This is a genomic window from Blastococcus saxobsidens DD2, from assembly GCF_000284015.1.
Classification (GTDB): domain Bacteria; phylum Actinomycetota; class Actinomycetes; order Mycobacteriales; family Geodermatophilaceae; genus Blastococcus; species Blastococcus saxobsidens_A.
In genome coordinates this window covers 997,598-1,011,357 of the sequence record NC_016943.1, presented here as the reverse complement: position 1 = coordinate 1,011,357, position 13,760 = coordinate 997,598, and the positions used below count along the sequence as shown (strand labels likewise).

Below are 13,760 nucleotides of genomic sequence, written 5' to 3'. Positions count from 1 at the left end.
ACCGTCACGCCTCAGGTCAGGGCGAGCCCGGTCGCACCAGGCCGGACTCGTAGGCCAGCACCACCGCCTGCACCCGGTCCCGCACACCCAGCTTCGCCAGCACCCGGGCGACGTGCGTCTTCACCGTGCCCTCGCCGAGCACGAGGGCGGCGGCGATCTCGGCGTTCGACAGGCCGCGCGCGACCAGCCGCAGCACCTCCTCCTCGCGCGGCGTCAGCAGGACGAGCCCGGGAGCGGCGGCCGGCGTCGTCCCGGCGCGGCCGACGAAGTCGTCGAGCAGCCGGCGCAGCAGCGCGGGAGCGAGCAGCGAGTCGCCGCTCACCGCCGACCGGACGGCGGTGACCAGCTGCTCGCGCGGCATCGACTTGAGCAGGAAGCCGGTGGCACCGGCCCGGATCGCCTCGACCAGGTGCTCGTCGGCGTCGAAGGTCGTCAGCATGACGACGGCGGTGCCGTTCCCGGGCTCGGCCGTGATCCGCCGGGCGGCCTGGATGCCGTCCAGCCGCGGCATCCGGATGTCGACCAGCGCCACGTCCGGGCGCAGTTGCCGGCACAGGGCCACCGCCTCGACGCCGTCGGCGGACTCGCCGACCACCTCCAGGTCGGCCTCGGCCTCCAGGATCATCCGCAGCCCGGCCCGGACCAGCGCCTCGTCGTCGGCCAGCAGGACGCGCACGGTCATGCCGGCGCGTGCTCCGTGGCGGGGACCGGCAGGACGGCACGGGTGCGCCAGCCCCGGCCGTCGTCCCGCGGGCCGGCCTCCACGCGGCCGTCGAACAGCGCGACCCGTTCCCGGATGCCGGCCAGGCCGAAGCCTGCGCCCGTCCGCGGGGTCGGTGCGACCCCGCCGTCGTCGGCGATCTCCACCTCCAGGGCCTGGTCGGCGTAGTGCACCCGGACGTCGATCCGGGCACCCGGTGCGTGCCGCATGGCGTTGGTGACCGACTCCTGCACGATGCGGTAGGCGGTCGCCTCCACGGCTGCCGGCAGGGGGCGGGGGCAGCCGTCCACCGCCAGCACGGCCGGGTGTCCGGCCGACCTCGCCGCCGCCACCAGCTCCTCGACGGCGGCGAGCGAGCCGGGCCGCCCGTCCGCGGGCCCACCGCCGGTGTCGTCGCGCAGCACCCGGAGCAGCCGCCGCAGGTCGTCCAGCGCCGCCCGGCCGGAGGCGAGCACGACGTCCAGCGCCCGCACCGTGGCGGGCTCCCGTCCACCGAGGCCCGCCTGCGCGGCGTCGGCGTGCAGCAGCATCAGCGTCACCGCGTGGCCGACGACGTCGTGCATCTCCCGGGCGATCCGCCGGCGTTCGGCCGCGAGCGCCGACGCCCGCGCGAGCTCCTCCTCCCGGGCGCGCTCGCGGGCCGCCATGACCTCGCGCTCGGCGGCCACCGCCCGGTCGAGGCGCTCCCGGGCCAGCCGGGCGAAGACCCAGACCACGATCGGGATCGCCGCGTTGGCGATCTCGTCGGCGACGCGGACGTCGTCGCCGACGAAGGCGTACAGCTCGATCGCCACGAGCACCGCCACCAGGCCGGCCAGGGCATCCCGCCGCCGGTCCGCGTACTGGGCGACCGAGTAGGTGACCACCAGGACGGCGACGAAGCCCGATACCGCGGGCGCGTTGCCGAGGACGGTCTGGAACGCCAGTCCGGCGGCGACGGCGACGGCCGCGGTCAGCGGGCGCAGCCGGCGGAGGACCAGGCTGCCGGTCATCACGGCGAAGGCCGCCATCTGCCAGGGCAGCCGCGCGACCGGGCCGTCGGCGAGCAGCAGCTCGGCCTGGCCGGCGAGCGTGAGCGCCACGGCCAGCAGCCCGTCGCGCGCCCACAGCGGCAGGCCTCGCCAGCGGGCTCCGGCTCCGGACATGGCCGCAGCGTAGGACCGCGGGCACCGGTACGGATCTGCCTCGCGAGCGATCCCGCGTCTGCCGTGCGGGAGATGCGGTCCGCAGCGGTTCCGTCGTCATCTCGGTCGCTCGGCAGACGACCCGGGGCCGATCCGGCGGTTGCCTGGGCGGTGCCCGGCGCGAAGGGCGCGCCGGCCCGAGGAGGACACGTCATGACCACCACCACGAGCTCCGGCGTCTCGGCGCCCCGCGCCTCCGACCGGCGCAGCCCCCTGCCCGCGCTCGCCGGCGTCGGCGCGCTGCTCGCGTTCGCGGCCGCCGCCGTCGTGTTCGGCGACCCGATGGGCGGCGCCGCCACACCCGCCGAGGCGGCGTCCGCCCTGGCGGGCGCCGACGTGACCCTCGCGGCGGTGCTCGTGGGCCTCTACGCGCTCCTGGCCATCGCCGTCGCCGGGCGGCTGGCCGTGCACCTGGCCCACCAGCGGGACGGCGCCGCCGTCCGGTTGCTGCCGCTGCTCGGTGCCGGGCACGTGCTGCTGATGACCGTGGCGACGGCGGCTCCGGCCGCGGCGGTGGCCGTCGGCACGCTGACCTTCGGCGACGGGGTGACGCCGACCGGAGCGGAGTTCGCCCTGCTGGTGATGAACCTGGCCCACCCGATGGCCGCCTGGGTGGGCCTCGGTTTCCTCGTCGCGGTCGCGGTCGCCGCGTGGACCGCCCGGGCCTCCCGGGTGCTGGTCGGTGTCAGCGCGGTGTTCGCCCTCGGCCTGGCGCTCCCGCCGGTGGGGTGGGCGGTGACCTACCTGATGGCCTTCTGGTTCGCCGGGGTCGGCATCTGGCTCTGGCGCCGCGGCTGACCCGCTCCCCGAGGGACGACGGCCGGTCAGCCGGTCCAGACCTCGGCAACCCGCTGCGCGACCGTCGCCGCCTGCGTGCGGCCGGCCCGCGCAGCGGGTTCCCGGGCCGCCGGGTCGAGGACGTTGCGGCCGATCGCCGTCCGGCTGCCCTCGTCCGGGGCGACCACGGCGACCCGCGCCAGCATGCCGCTGACCTGGGCGTCGACGCTCGCCATCGGCCCGACGCCGCGCGGGATGGGCGCGAGGACGACGAGCCGGTCGTACCCCTGCGCGAGGTCGGCGTTGGCCGCAGAGCGCATGCCGCCGTCGACGTACCGGTGGCCGTCGATGGTGACCGGCGGATAGACGCCGGGCACCGCGCAGCTGGCGGCCACCGCCTGCAGCAGCGGGACGCCGGACTCCCGGTCGAAGGGGTGGAACTCTCCGGTGGCGGCGTCGATCGCGGTGATCGTCAGTGCGCGGTCGGGCCACTCGCGGGCGACCAGCCGCGAGCCGATGACCTCCAGCCGCTCCTGCTCGGTCGGGGTGAGCCCGGCCGCCTCCGCGGCCAGCGCCAGCGCCCCCACCCGGCGGCGGAACTCCACGTCCCGGCCCCGGCTGACCAGCATCGCCCAGGCGTACCGCGCCAGGTTGCTGCGGGTCATCCGCGCGACCTTCTCCTGCGTCGGCGGCTCGAGCTGGCGGGCGTACATCTCCTCCAGCGTGGCGCCGCCGGTGAGCTGCGCCCCGACGACGGACCCGACCGACGTGCCGACGACGAGGTCGGCCGTGCCGAGGTCGACTCCCGCCTCCGCCAGCCCGGCGAGCACGCCGATCTCCCACGCGATACCGGTGATGCCCCCGCCGCCCAGGACGAGAGCGGTGCGCTGGTTGCTCATGACACCCATCCTCACAGACCCCTCGACAGGGGCTGTGAGCTGGGCCACCCTATGGCTCGAGGTCACCGACGAGAGGAAACGCATGACCACCGTGCAGTCCGCCCCGGCACCCACGACGGCAAGCTGGCCGCCGGGGCTGCCCCGGTCACTGGACTACCCGCAGGTCCCGGTGGGATCGATCCTGCGGGCGGCCGTGCGCCGGTGGGGTGACCGGACGGCGTTCCTCGACCACGACGTACCGCTGACCTTCACCGAGATGGGCGCCCGGGCGCACGCGGTGGCCGGGTGGCTGGCCGGCCACGGCATCGGGCGGGGCGACGTCGTCGCCGTGCACATCCCCAACTGCCGCCAGTACCCGTCGCTCTACTACGGGATCATGCTGGCCGGCGCCACCTTCTCCCCCACCAACCCGCTCCTCCCGGCGGCCGACCTGGCCGCCCAGCTCTCCGACGCGGGCGCGAAGGTCCTCGTCACCTGGGACCAGGTGCTGCCCTTCGTCCGCGGCGCGCTGGCCCAGACCCCGGTGCAGACCGTCGTCGTCACCGGGCAGGCGCACGTCCTCGACTTTGCGGCGCGTCTGGACGGGCTGGAGGACAGCGACGTCGACCTCGCCGAACTGCTCGCCGGCGACCCCACCGACCGGCACCTGGACGCCGGCATCGACGTGCACGCCGACCTGGCGCACCTGGCCTACACCGGCGGGACGACCGGCGTCAGCAAGGGCGTCGAGCTGCCGCACCGCCAGGTGGTCACCAACGTGCTGCAGTCGGGTTGCTGGACGTCGGGCTCGCTCCCGGTGCTCGACGAGCACGGCGACGTGACCCTGGAGCAGCAGCTGGGCGAGGACGAGTGCCCCACCCGGCTCGGCGAGGCCCGCATCATCAACCTCACCCCGTGGTTCCACGCGATGGGCGCCATCGGCTACCTCAACGGCATGGTGATGGGCGGCACCATGACCGTCATCCACATGCGGTTCGACCCGGTGAAGTACGTCGAGGACATGATCAAGCACGAGGTCACCTCGATCGGTGGCGCGCCGCCGATCTTCGTGGCCCTGCTGCAGGTGCCCGGGTTCGCCGACGCCGATCTGTCCCACGTCCGGGGCGTGTCCAGCGGCGCTGCCCCCCTGCCGGTGTCGCTGATCGAGAAGATGCGCGGACTCATGCCGAACGCCACGATCGGCGAGGGCTACGGCCTCACCGAGGTGACGATGATGGCCACCGGCGGCCCCTCGTTCCGGTCGGGCATCCGGAAGCCGGGCACGGTGGGCGTGCCGATCTTCGACACCGAGATCACCATCCGCCCGATCGGCGGCGGCGATCCGCTGCCGACCGGCGAGCGCGGCGAGATCTGCATCCGCGGCCCCCAGGTGATGCGCGGCTACGCGCACCGGCCCGAGGCCACGGCCGACGCGATCGACGCCGACGGCTGGTTCCACTCGGGCGACGTGGGCGTGCTCGACGAGGACGGCTACCTGTCGATCGTCGACCGCACCAAGGACATGCTGCTCTACAAGGGCTACAACGTCTTCCCGCGCGAGCTCGAGGAGATCCTGTTCGGCGTGCCCGGCGTCGGCGGCGCGGCGGTGGTCGGCCGGCCGGACGAGGAGGCCGGGGAGCTGCCGGTGGCCTACGTGGTGCGCAAGGACGACGCCGACGGCGCGGCGCTGACCGCCGAGGCGGTCATGGCCGCGGTCAACGACAAGGTGACGCCGTACAAGCGGCTGCGGGACGTGCGGTTCATCGACGCGATCCCGGTGTCGGCGGCCGGCAAGGTGCTCAAGCGGGAGCTCGCCGCGCGGGAGCGGGAGGCCGTCGGGGGCTGACCCGAGGCGCGCCGCCGCACCCGTTCGGGTGCGGCGGCGCGCACCCGCGCTCCCGGCTCACTATCGTCCGCGGGGTGGACGAGGAGCGGAACGGTCTGGAGACCGAGCACACCGGTGTGCAGATCGCGCACACGGAGCAGTCGCCGGTCCGCCAGGTGTGGCGCCGCGTCGCCATCGCCCTGGCCGTCCTCCTCGTCGTCGTGGTCGTGGTCTACCTGGACCGCGACGGGTACGCCGACAGCCGGGGCGACGAGATCTCGTTCCTCGACGCCACCTACTACGCGACGGTCAGCCTCTCCACGACCGGGTACGGCGACATCACCCCGGTCACCCCCGAGGCACGGCTGGTCAACGTCCTGCTGATCACGCCGTTGCGGATCATGTTCCTGATCGTCCTCATCGGAACGACCCTCGAGGCCCTCACCGCGCGCTCGCGCGAGGAGTTCCGCATCCACCGCTGGAGGTCCCGCGTGCGCCAGCACGTCATCGTGTGCGGCTACGGAACCAAGGGCCGCAGCGCGATCCGCTCGCTGCAGGCCAACGGGACGCCGCTGGAGAAGATCGTCGTCGTCGACCCCGAGCCCCGGGCGATCGACGAGGCCAACGCCGCCGGGCTCACCGGCATCGTCGGCGACGCCGGCCGCACGGACGTGCTGCGCCGGGCGGCCGTGGAGCGGGCCCGGTCGGTGATCGTCGCCGCCAACCGCGACGACGCCTCCGTGCTCATCACCCTCACGGTGCGGCAGCTCAACCCGAGCGTGCCGATCACCACCAGTGTCCGGGAGGAGGAGAACGCCAACCTGCTGCGGCAGTCCGGCGCCGACACGGTCATCACCACGTCGGCCACCTCCGGGCGGCTGCTGGGCCTGTCCACCGACGCCCCGCGGGTGGTCGCGGTGGTCGAGGACCTGGTCACCGGCGGGCAGGGCCTGGACCTCCACCAGCGCACCGTCACCACGGACGAGGTGGGCCTGGGCCCCCGTCAGCTGCGCGACATCGTGCTGTCGGTGACCCGGGGCGGGCGCACGCTGCGCTTCGACGACCCGCTGATCGGGACGCTGCAGCCGGAGGACGTGCTGGTCGTCGTGCGATCACACTGAGCTGCGGCGGCGCATCCACGTGGTCGTGGTCTCGCCGCGACCCCGCAGCTCGACCTCGCCGCCCCGGACCCAGTGGGCACGCTCCTCGGGGGCGGCCGCGAGCACGGTCGGCGCGCTGGCCACGGCACGGCCCGGGTGCTCCTTGGCCAGCTCGGTCAGGCGGGCCGCCTCGTTCACGGGATCGCCGATGACCGTGTACTCCAGCCGGCTCGCCGCGCCGACCTGACCGGCCCACACCCGGCCACAGGCCACGCCGACACCGACGTCGACCTCCCCGGCCTCCGCGACCGCGTCGCAGATCCGCCGGGCGGCGCGCAGGGCGGCGCCGGCCGGATCGGGGTGGTCGGCCGGCGCACCGAAGACGCACAGCGCGGCGTCGCCCCCGAACTTGTTCACCAGCCCGCCCTCGGCCTCGATGGTGTCGACGACGACGGCGAAGAACCGGTTGAGCAGGCCGACCATCTGCTCCGGACCGGTGCGCCGCACCAGCGACGTCGACCCGGCGATGTCGACGAACAGGGCCGCGACCGTGCGCTCCTCGCCGCCCAGCGCGACGCCGGTGGCGAGCGCCCGCTGGGCGACCGTCGTCCCGACGTGCCGGCCGAACAGGTCGCGCAGCCGCTCCCGCTCGGCCAGGCCGGCGGCCATGGAGTTGACCCCCTCCTGCAGCAGGCCGATCTCCCCGGCGTCGTCCACGACGACGTCGACGTCGTAGTGGCCCGACCCCACCTGCTGCACCGCGCGGCGCAGTTCACGCAGCGGCTGGCCGACGGCACGGGCGATGAGCAGGGTCGCCAGCGCACCGACCAGGAGGGCGACGACGACCAGGAAGACGACGACGGTCCTCCCCGGCCCGCGGGGGTTGCTCGGGTCGAGGTACAGCAGGACGACGCCGAGCATCGGGACGCCGCTGGTCAGGCCCCAGGTGAGCAGCAGGCGGATGCGGACGCCGAGAGCGAGCGCTCCCGCGGGCGGGTGCGCGGCCAGGGCTCGGGCGGTGACCGCCCGCGCGACGCGGGCGACCAGCAGGTAGGTGACGCCCGCGGTGACGATGCCGCCGAGCACCACCGCGACGCCGACGCGGGCACCCACCCGTGCGTCGGGGAACGCGACGGCGGACACGGCACCCATCAGCACCGCGCCCAGCAGCCAGACCAGCCCCGCGGTCGACGCGGTGTCCAGCGGCAGCCGCAGGGCGTGGGCCGCCTCGTCGCGGGTGGGTTCGCGGCCCGCCGTCAGCCACCGGTTGGTGACCCGCTGCCGGCGCAGCCCGGCGACCGTGGCCACCGGTAGCGCGACCGCCAGGTAGGCGGCGGCAGCCCACAGCACCTCCGCGCGGCCGGTGCGCCCGCTGCCGTCGTCGACCCCGATGAGCAGCAGGACGACGGTGCCCACGCCGATGAGGTTGGCCCCGATGACCAGCAGCACGATGACCGGCACCGCCAGCCGCCCGCTCGGCGCCCACTCCGCCCAGCCGGCCGGCCGGCGGACGTCCCCTCCGGTGCTGGCCGTGGTCACGACCGGCTCAACGAGAGGGCGACCGCCCGGAGACGGCCGTTCCTCCGATCGGGCGGCGGTGCGGTTCCCACCGGATCATGATCACCTGCGCCGGCCGAGCCGTCGTCGCGCGGCCGGGTAGGAACCCGCCGCTCAGGCGGTGCCGGGCGCGCTCGGGACCAGCCGGCTGTGCCCGCGCAGCTCGGCGAGCAGCCGGCCGTCGGCGTCCCGGGTGACCGCCACGTCGTAGATGCCGCCCCGCCCGACGACGGCGCGCTCGACCGCCGTCGCGGTGACCGCCTCGTCGGCGAATGCGGGTGCGAGGTACTCGATGGTGCAGGACCGCCCCACGGCCGGCGCGCCGTGCGAGTTGCACGCCATGGCGAAGGCGATGTCGGCGACCGCGAACAGTGCGGCGCCGTGCGCGCTGCCGTGGCCGTTGAGCATCTCCCGAGCGATCGTCATGTGCGCGGTGACGGCACCCGGGGCGACCTGGGACACGGTGATGCCGAGCGCCCGCGCCGCGGTGTCCGCAGCGAGGAACTCCCGGACGGACTGCTCGGCCACGGCCTGTGCGGTGCGGTCGGGCATCAGCTCCCCTTCGGTGGACGGCGGTGGGTGTGTCCCACGGCTGGTCAGCTGCACGGTGACGTCCGGGCCAGGATCGTCACCCGGGCCGCGCAACGCCACCTGCCGGCGCGCGGCTGCCGGTCACCCGCCGGGCGCCGGACGGAGCTCAGCGGGCGGCTGGCCCGGCAGGGCTCGCCCGAGCACCAGGGCGCCGATGCCGGCGAGCACCACCCCGATCAGCGCGACCCGCAGGCTCAGGGCGTCGGCCACGACCCCGATCAGCGGCGGGGAGAGCAGGAAGCCGATCCGCAGCAGCCAGTTGATCACCATCAGTCCCTGGCCGTGCGGCAGGCCGGGCAGCTGATCGGCGGCGTGGTAGACGGCCGGGATGAGGGTGGCGACGCCGAGCCCGGCCAGGGCGAACCCGGCCAGGGTGCTGGGCACCGACGGCAGGGCCAGCGCCACCCCGAGGCCCACCGCGGCGAGCGCACCGCCGGCCCGCGCCACCCGGCGCTCGCCGAACCGGTCGACGACGCGGTCACCGGTCAGCCGGCCCACGGTCATCGCCGCCGACAGCGCGACGAAGCCCAGTCCGGCGATGGCCGCGCCCGCCCCGAGCTCGGTGCGCAGGTAGAGGGCACTCCACGAGGCGCCGGCGTCCTCGATCAGCGCGCCGCAGGCGGCGAGCAGCCCGAGCACCGCGAGCGCCGGAAGGGCAGCCCGGCGGCGCGGGAGCTCCTGCGGCACCTCCTCGGCGACGGGCTCCGGCTCGTCCGTGCCGGGGAGGACGCCGCGGGAGATGGCCAGGGCGACCATCCCGAAGACGACGGCCGAGGCGCCGAGGTGCACGGTCAGCGGGATGCCCAGCCCGGCCGCGGCGGAGCCGAGCAGCCCACCGGTGACCGCGCCGATGCTCCAGACGCCGTGCAGCGAGTTGATGATCGAGCGGCCGTAGAGCCGCTGCACGCGCAGGCCGTGCGCGTTCTGCGCGACGTCGATGATCGCGTCGAGCGCGCCGACCACCAGGAACGCGGCGGCCAGGCCCAGCCAGTTCGGCGCCACGGAGACCGTCCACACGATCACGCCGAGCAGCGCCAGACCGTAGGAGGCGACGCGGCCCGAGCCGAACCGGCGGTTGAGCGCCGCCGACGACAGCCCGGCGAGCAGAGCACCCAGCGGCACGGCCGCCAGTGCGAGGCCCAGCGCGGTGCTGCTCAGCTCCAGCTCGGCCTTGACCGCCGGCAGCCGGGGCACGAGCCCGGCGTAGAACACGGCGTTGAGGAAGAAGCAGGCGGCCACCGCGACACGGGCACGGCGCAGCCGCGCGGGGTCGACGGTCGCAGGTATGACGGACACGGCGGGATCAGTACTTTCCGGTCAGCCGGCGAGCCGGTGGAGGGCGGAGCGGATCGCGGCGGAGTCCATCGGGTCGGTGGAGAGCGCGCTGTGCAGGACCAGGCCCTCCACCAGCGCGTCGACCTCCCGCGCGGTCACCGGGTCGAGGTGGCGCTCGAGGCTGCGGCGGCTGCGGGACATCCAGTCCTGGGTCACCGCCCGCAGCGCCGGATTGCGGGCCGCGGCGACGTAGAGCTCGACGGCGAGCACCAGGTCGCGCGGGGAGCCCAGCAGGTCGCCGGTGAGGTGCTCGACCAGCACCTCCATCGCCGCGGCCCGATCGGGCGCGGCGGCCATGCGCTCGTCGAAGCGGGCCGCGACGGTGTCGACGTGCCGGGTGAACGCCGCGGCCAGCAGGTCGGTCAGCGAGCCGAAGTGGTAGGTCAGCGACCCCAGCGGGACGTCGGCCGCCCGGGCGATCGACCGGTGCGAGGCGGCGGTGACGCCCTGGTCGGCGATGACGTCGAGCGTGGTGTCCACCAGCCGGTCCCGGCGTTCCGGGTCGTACCGGCGGGTCCGTCGCACCGGCGCGGCAGCGGCACTCACCGGCCGGACCCGTCCAGCGTGCGGACGACGCGGGCCGGGTTGCCGACGGCCACCACGTTCGCCGGCAGGTCCCGGGTGACCACCGCACCGGCGCCGACGACGGTGTCGTCCCCGATCGTCACGCCGGGCAGCACGATCGCGCCCCCGCCGAGCCAGACGTTGTCGCCGATGGTGATCGGCTCGGCCGCCTCCCACTTCGCCCGCCGCGGCTCCGGCTCGACCGGGTGGGTGGGGGTGAGCAGCTGGACGTTCGGCCCGATCTGGACGTCGTCGCCGATGGTGATCGGGGCGACGTCGAGGGCGACGAGACCGAAGTTCGCGAAGCACCGGGCACCGATGCGGATGTGGCTGCCGTAGTCGACGCGGAACGGCGGCCGGATCTCGGTGCCCTCGCCGATCGCGCCGAGCAGTTCCTCGAGCAGCTGCCTGCGCAGCGAACCCTGGCGGGAGGTCGTGACGTTGTAGGCGTCGGCAAGGTCCAGCGCCCGGGCGCCGGCCTCGGCCAGCTCCGGGTCGTCGGCGATGTAGAGATCACCGGCGAGCATGCGCTCGCGCATGGTCCGGCCGTCGTCCGCCTGGGTGCTCATAAGAACGACCGTACACAACGACGCCGGTGCTCGTGGCGCCGGCCGGGGCGCGTGGTGCAGCCGGCCCCCAGGTCAGACGTCCCGGCGCAGATCCTCGGTGCGGTCCTCGACGGCGCCGTGGCGCAGCAGGCTGGCGATGGCCAGGCCGAGACCGCCCCAGATCACGACCATCGCCACCACCATCATCACGATCGCGGCCGTGCTCATCGGCGTCCTCCCTCGTCGTGCCCGGTCCCCGGGCGGTTGTGGGGGGTCGGGTCCGTCGTGGGGGTCGCCTGCAACGGCGCCGCCGGATCGGAGCCGGGTGGCGGCCCGTCCAGGTGGGTCCCGGCGCGCCACGGCAACCGGGCGAGGAGGAAGCCGACCAGCGGCAGCGCCACGACCAGCAGCCAGCCGAAGGCCAGCAGCAGCCAGCCGGGGTAGTCCTCGTAGGGCGCGGCGAGGTCGTCCCGCAGCGCGAGGACCAGCACGACGGCCAGGCTCACCGGGGCGACGACGCTCGTCAGCACCCGCCAGCCGGCGCCGACCCGGGGACGGCCGTGGACGTTGAGGTGCTCGCCGAGGCCGGTCAGGGCCCGGATCGCCCAGGCGACGACCAGCATGCTGACCAGCGCGACGACGAGGATGCCGTACTGGTTGACGAAGTGGTCGACGACGTCGAGCACGTAGATGCCGCTCGTCGTGCTGAAGAGCACCAGGCTCAGCACTGCGGCGGGAACACCGACCATGAAGGTCGCGGTGAGGCGGCTGGTGTCGAGCTTGTCCCGGACGGCGGAGATCACGACCTCGATCACGCTGACCAGCGAGGTGATGCCGGCGATGACCAGCGAGCCGAAGAACAGGACGCCGAGGAGGGCACCGGCCGGGGCCTCGCTGATGATCGTCGGAAAGGCGATGAAGGCCAGCCCGATCCCGTCGCTGGCGACCTCGCCGACCGCGACCCCGCCGGCCTGGGCCATGAAGCCCAGGGCGGCGAACACGCCGATGCCGGCGAGCAGCTCGAAGCCGGAGTTCGAGAAGCCGACGACGAGGCCGGAGCCGATCATGTCCTCGCGACGGCCGACGTACGAGGCGTACGTGATCATGATGCCGAAGCCGATCGACAGCGAGAAGAAGATCTGGCCGAAGGCAGCGGCCCAGACGGGGGCCGAGGTGAGTGCCGACCAGTCGGGCGTGAACAGCGCGTCGAGGCCGCCGGTCGCGCCCGGCAGCAGCAGCGCCTGTACCACGAGGGCGGCGAAGGCGAGCACCAGCACCGGGATGAAGACCAGCGCGGTCGCACCGATCCCGCGCTGGACGCCGAGCGCCATGATCGCGAGAACGGCCAGCCAGACGAGCAGGAGTGGCACGAGCACCCCGGGCACCACGTCGGCGGTGACCTGGACATCCCCGGCCTGGAGGAACTCGCCGAAGAAGAACCCTTCGGGGTCGGCGCCCCATGCCTCATCGAGTGAGAAGAGGGTGTAGCGCAGCGCCCAGGCGATGACCGCCGCGTAGTAGACGGCGATGACGAAGCAGATGCCCACCTGCCACCAGCCGAGTCCCTCGGTGCCCCGGCGCAGCCGGGCGAAGGAGAGCGGTGCGGAGCCGCGGTGGCGGTGGCCGATCGCGTAGTCCAGCAGCAGGAACGGGATGCCTGCGGTCAGCAGCGCGACCAGGTAGGGCAGCAGGAAGGCGCCGCCACCGTTCTCGTAGGCGACGTAGGGGAACCGCCAGATGTTGCCGAGCCCGACGGCCGATCCGATCGCCGCGAGGATGAAGACGCGCCTGGAGCTGAACGCGCCGCGGCGGCGCTCCTCGTCAGGCTGTCCCGTCGCTCGCCCCGCCGTCGTGCTCATGCGACCTCCTGTGTCGTGATCCGCCGAGCCTGCGAGCACAGAGAGCACCGGTCGACGTCGCGCCGTTGGAGAGAGGATGGCAGGACTCCGGCGCCTCGGCTGTTCGGAGAGTCCTGGACCCCACGGTCGAGCCGTGGTTCGACGCCATGGGTATTCGTCACCTCGGCCTGGCCTCCCGACCGACCCGAACAGGGGCACGCGCACGCGGACCTCGCTGGGACGGGTCGAGACCGGGTGGCGCGGCCGGGGGTCCACCGTCAGTGCGCCGCCGAGAACTGTCGTGGCCAGGAGCACCACCTGAGTGGAGGCCGAACGCCCGTCACGGAGGTCGCCTGGCACCACACGAGACGACGAACCGCCCCGGACCTCACGGTCCGGGGCGGTTCGTCGATCTACGAAGGTCTCCACACAGTCTGCGAAGACCTCGGGGGGGTGGGGTGGAGGTGGCGGGAATCGAACCCGCGTCCTTCGACGCATCACCAGGGCTTCTCCGAGCGCAGTCTGCGGTGCCTCTGCTCGACCCCGTCGATCATGCAGACAAGTCGACGTGACGGGCCCAGTCGCTGTTCGATGTCCCGCACGTGCCCGCGACCGGCACGTGCGGTGAGTCATCTAGCTGATGCCAGGACCCGGGCCGATGACGAACCCGGACTGACAGACACGCCTAGCTACCGTCAGGCAGCGAGAGCGTAGTCAGCGCGATTGGAATCGGCGCTTGTGTTTTTTGCAACGGATGGTTAACGAGCTCATCGTTGCCTTCCTCGGCTCGCTTCCCCTGGTCACCCGACCGAAGTCGAGACCATTCACCCCCTGTGTAGTTG

13 protein-coding genes and 1 other RNA gene are annotated in these 13,760 nt (G+C 74.1%); 3 read left to right on the top strand and 11 right to left on the bottom strand.

Annotation, left to right across the window (positions count from 1 at the left end; all coding sequences use genetic code 11):
- Window positions 1-16 precede the first annotated feature (16 nt).
- Together BLASA_RS04785 and BLASA_RS23300 are read right to left on the bottom strand one after the other, a co-directional pair.
- A complete protein-coding gene (locus tag BLASA_RS04785; RefSeq protein ID WP_014374900.1) occupies window positions 17-682 on the bottom strand; it encodes a response regulator in 666 nt (221 codons plus the stop codon).
- Window positions 679-1,866, bottom strand: a complete 1,188-nt coding sequence (locus BLASA_RS23300) for a sensor histidine kinase (protein ID WP_014374899.1) — start codon at window positions 1,864-1,866, stop codon at window positions 679-681. The genes BLASA_RS04785 and BLASA_RS23300 overlap by 4 nt, the downstream gene beginning before the upstream one ends.
- Window positions 1,867-2,058: 192 nt before the next feature.
- On the opposite strand from BLASA_RS23300, the gene BLASA_RS04775 reads away from it, so the two are divergent.
- Entirely contained in the window at window positions 2,059-2,703 is a 645-nt protein-coding gene (locus BLASA_RS04775; protein WP_014374898.1) for a hypothetical protein, read from the top strand.
- A 26-nt stretch (window positions 2,704-2,729) separates the two neighbouring features.
- Here the strand turns inward: BLASA_RS04775 and BLASA_RS04770 are convergent, their stop codons facing one another.
- Entirely contained in the window at window positions 2,730-3,581 is an 852-nt protein-coding gene (locus tag BLASA_RS04770) for a patatin-like phospholipase family protein (RefSeq protein WP_014374897.1), read from the bottom strand.
- A gap of 82 nt (window positions 3,582-3,663) precedes the next feature.
- On the opposite strand from BLASA_RS04770, the gene BLASA_RS04765 reads away from it, so the two are divergent.
- Together BLASA_RS04765 and BLASA_RS04760 are read left to right on the top strand one after the other, a co-directional pair.
- Window positions 3,664-5,406 carry a class I adenylate-forming enzyme family protein gene (locus tag BLASA_RS04765; RefSeq protein WP_014374896.1) on the top strand — a complete coding sequence of 581 codons (1,743 nt, stop codon included), beginning with the start codon at window positions 3,664-3,666 and terminating at the stop codon, window positions 5,404-5,406.
- A 74-nt stretch (window positions 5,407-5,480) separates the two neighbouring features.
- Window positions 5,481-6,506, top strand: a complete 1,026-nt coding sequence (locus tag BLASA_RS04760; RefSeq protein ID WP_014374895.1) for a potassium channel family protein — start codon at window positions 5,481-5,483, stop codon at window positions 6,504-6,506.
- Here BLASA_RS04760 and BLASA_RS04755 read toward each other — a convergent pair.
- The 8 genes from BLASA_RS04755 to ssrA form a co-directional block, all read right to left on the bottom strand.
- Window positions 6,498-8,024: an adenylate/guanylate cyclase domain-containing protein gene (locus tag BLASA_RS04755; protein ID WP_014374894.1), complete on the bottom strand. Its 1,527-nt coding sequence runs from the start codon at window positions 8,022-8,024 to the stop codon at window positions 6,498-6,500. The genes BLASA_RS04760 and BLASA_RS04755 overlap by 9 nt on opposite strands.
- Window positions 8,025-8,156: 132 nt before the next feature.
- Window positions 8,157-8,594: a hydroxyphenylacetyl-CoA thioesterase PaaI gene (paaI, locus tag BLASA_RS04750; protein ID WP_014374893.1), complete on the bottom strand. Its 438-nt coding sequence runs from the start codon at window positions 8,592-8,594 to the stop codon at window positions 8,157-8,159.
- A 120-nt stretch (window positions 8,595-8,714) separates the two neighbouring features.
- Complete coding sequence (locus tag BLASA_RS04745) at window positions 8,715-9,929, bottom strand: MFS transporter (protein ID WP_014374892.1); 1,215 nt, start codon at window positions 9,927-9,929, stop codon at window positions 8,715-8,717.
- A gap of 21 nt (window positions 9,930-9,950) precedes the next feature.
- Window positions 9,951-10,514: a TetR/AcrR family transcriptional regulator gene (locus BLASA_RS04740; RefSeq protein WP_014374891.1), complete on the bottom strand. Its 564-nt coding sequence runs from the start codon at window positions 10,512-10,514 to the stop codon at window positions 9,951-9,953.
- On the bottom strand, window positions 10,511-11,101 hold the full coding sequence (locus tag BLASA_RS04735; RefSeq protein WP_014374890.1) for a sugar O-acetyltransferase: 591 nt from the start codon (window positions 11,099-11,101) through the stop codon (window positions 10,511-10,513). Before BLASA_RS04735 ends, BLASA_RS04740 begins: the two co-directional genes overlap by 4 nt.
- A 72-nt stretch (window positions 11,102-11,173) precedes the next feature.
- Entirely contained in the window at window positions 11,174-11,308 is a 135-nt protein-coding gene (locus tag BLASA_RS24000) for a methionine/alanine import family NSS transporter small subunit (protein ID WP_014374889.1), read from the bottom strand.
- Window positions 11,305-12,939 carry a sodium-dependent transporter gene (locus tag BLASA_RS04730; protein WP_014374888.1) on the bottom strand — a complete coding sequence of 545 codons (1,635 nt, stop codon included), beginning with the start codon at window positions 12,937-12,939 and terminating at the stop codon, window positions 11,305-11,307. The genes BLASA_RS24000 and BLASA_RS04730 overlap by 4 nt, the downstream gene beginning before the upstream one ends.
- A 435-nt stretch (window positions 12,940-13,374) precedes the next feature.
- Window positions 13,375-13,750: a transfer-messenger RNA gene (gene ssrA / locus BLASA_RS23995) on the bottom strand.
- Window positions 13,751-13,760 lie beyond the last annotated feature (10 nt).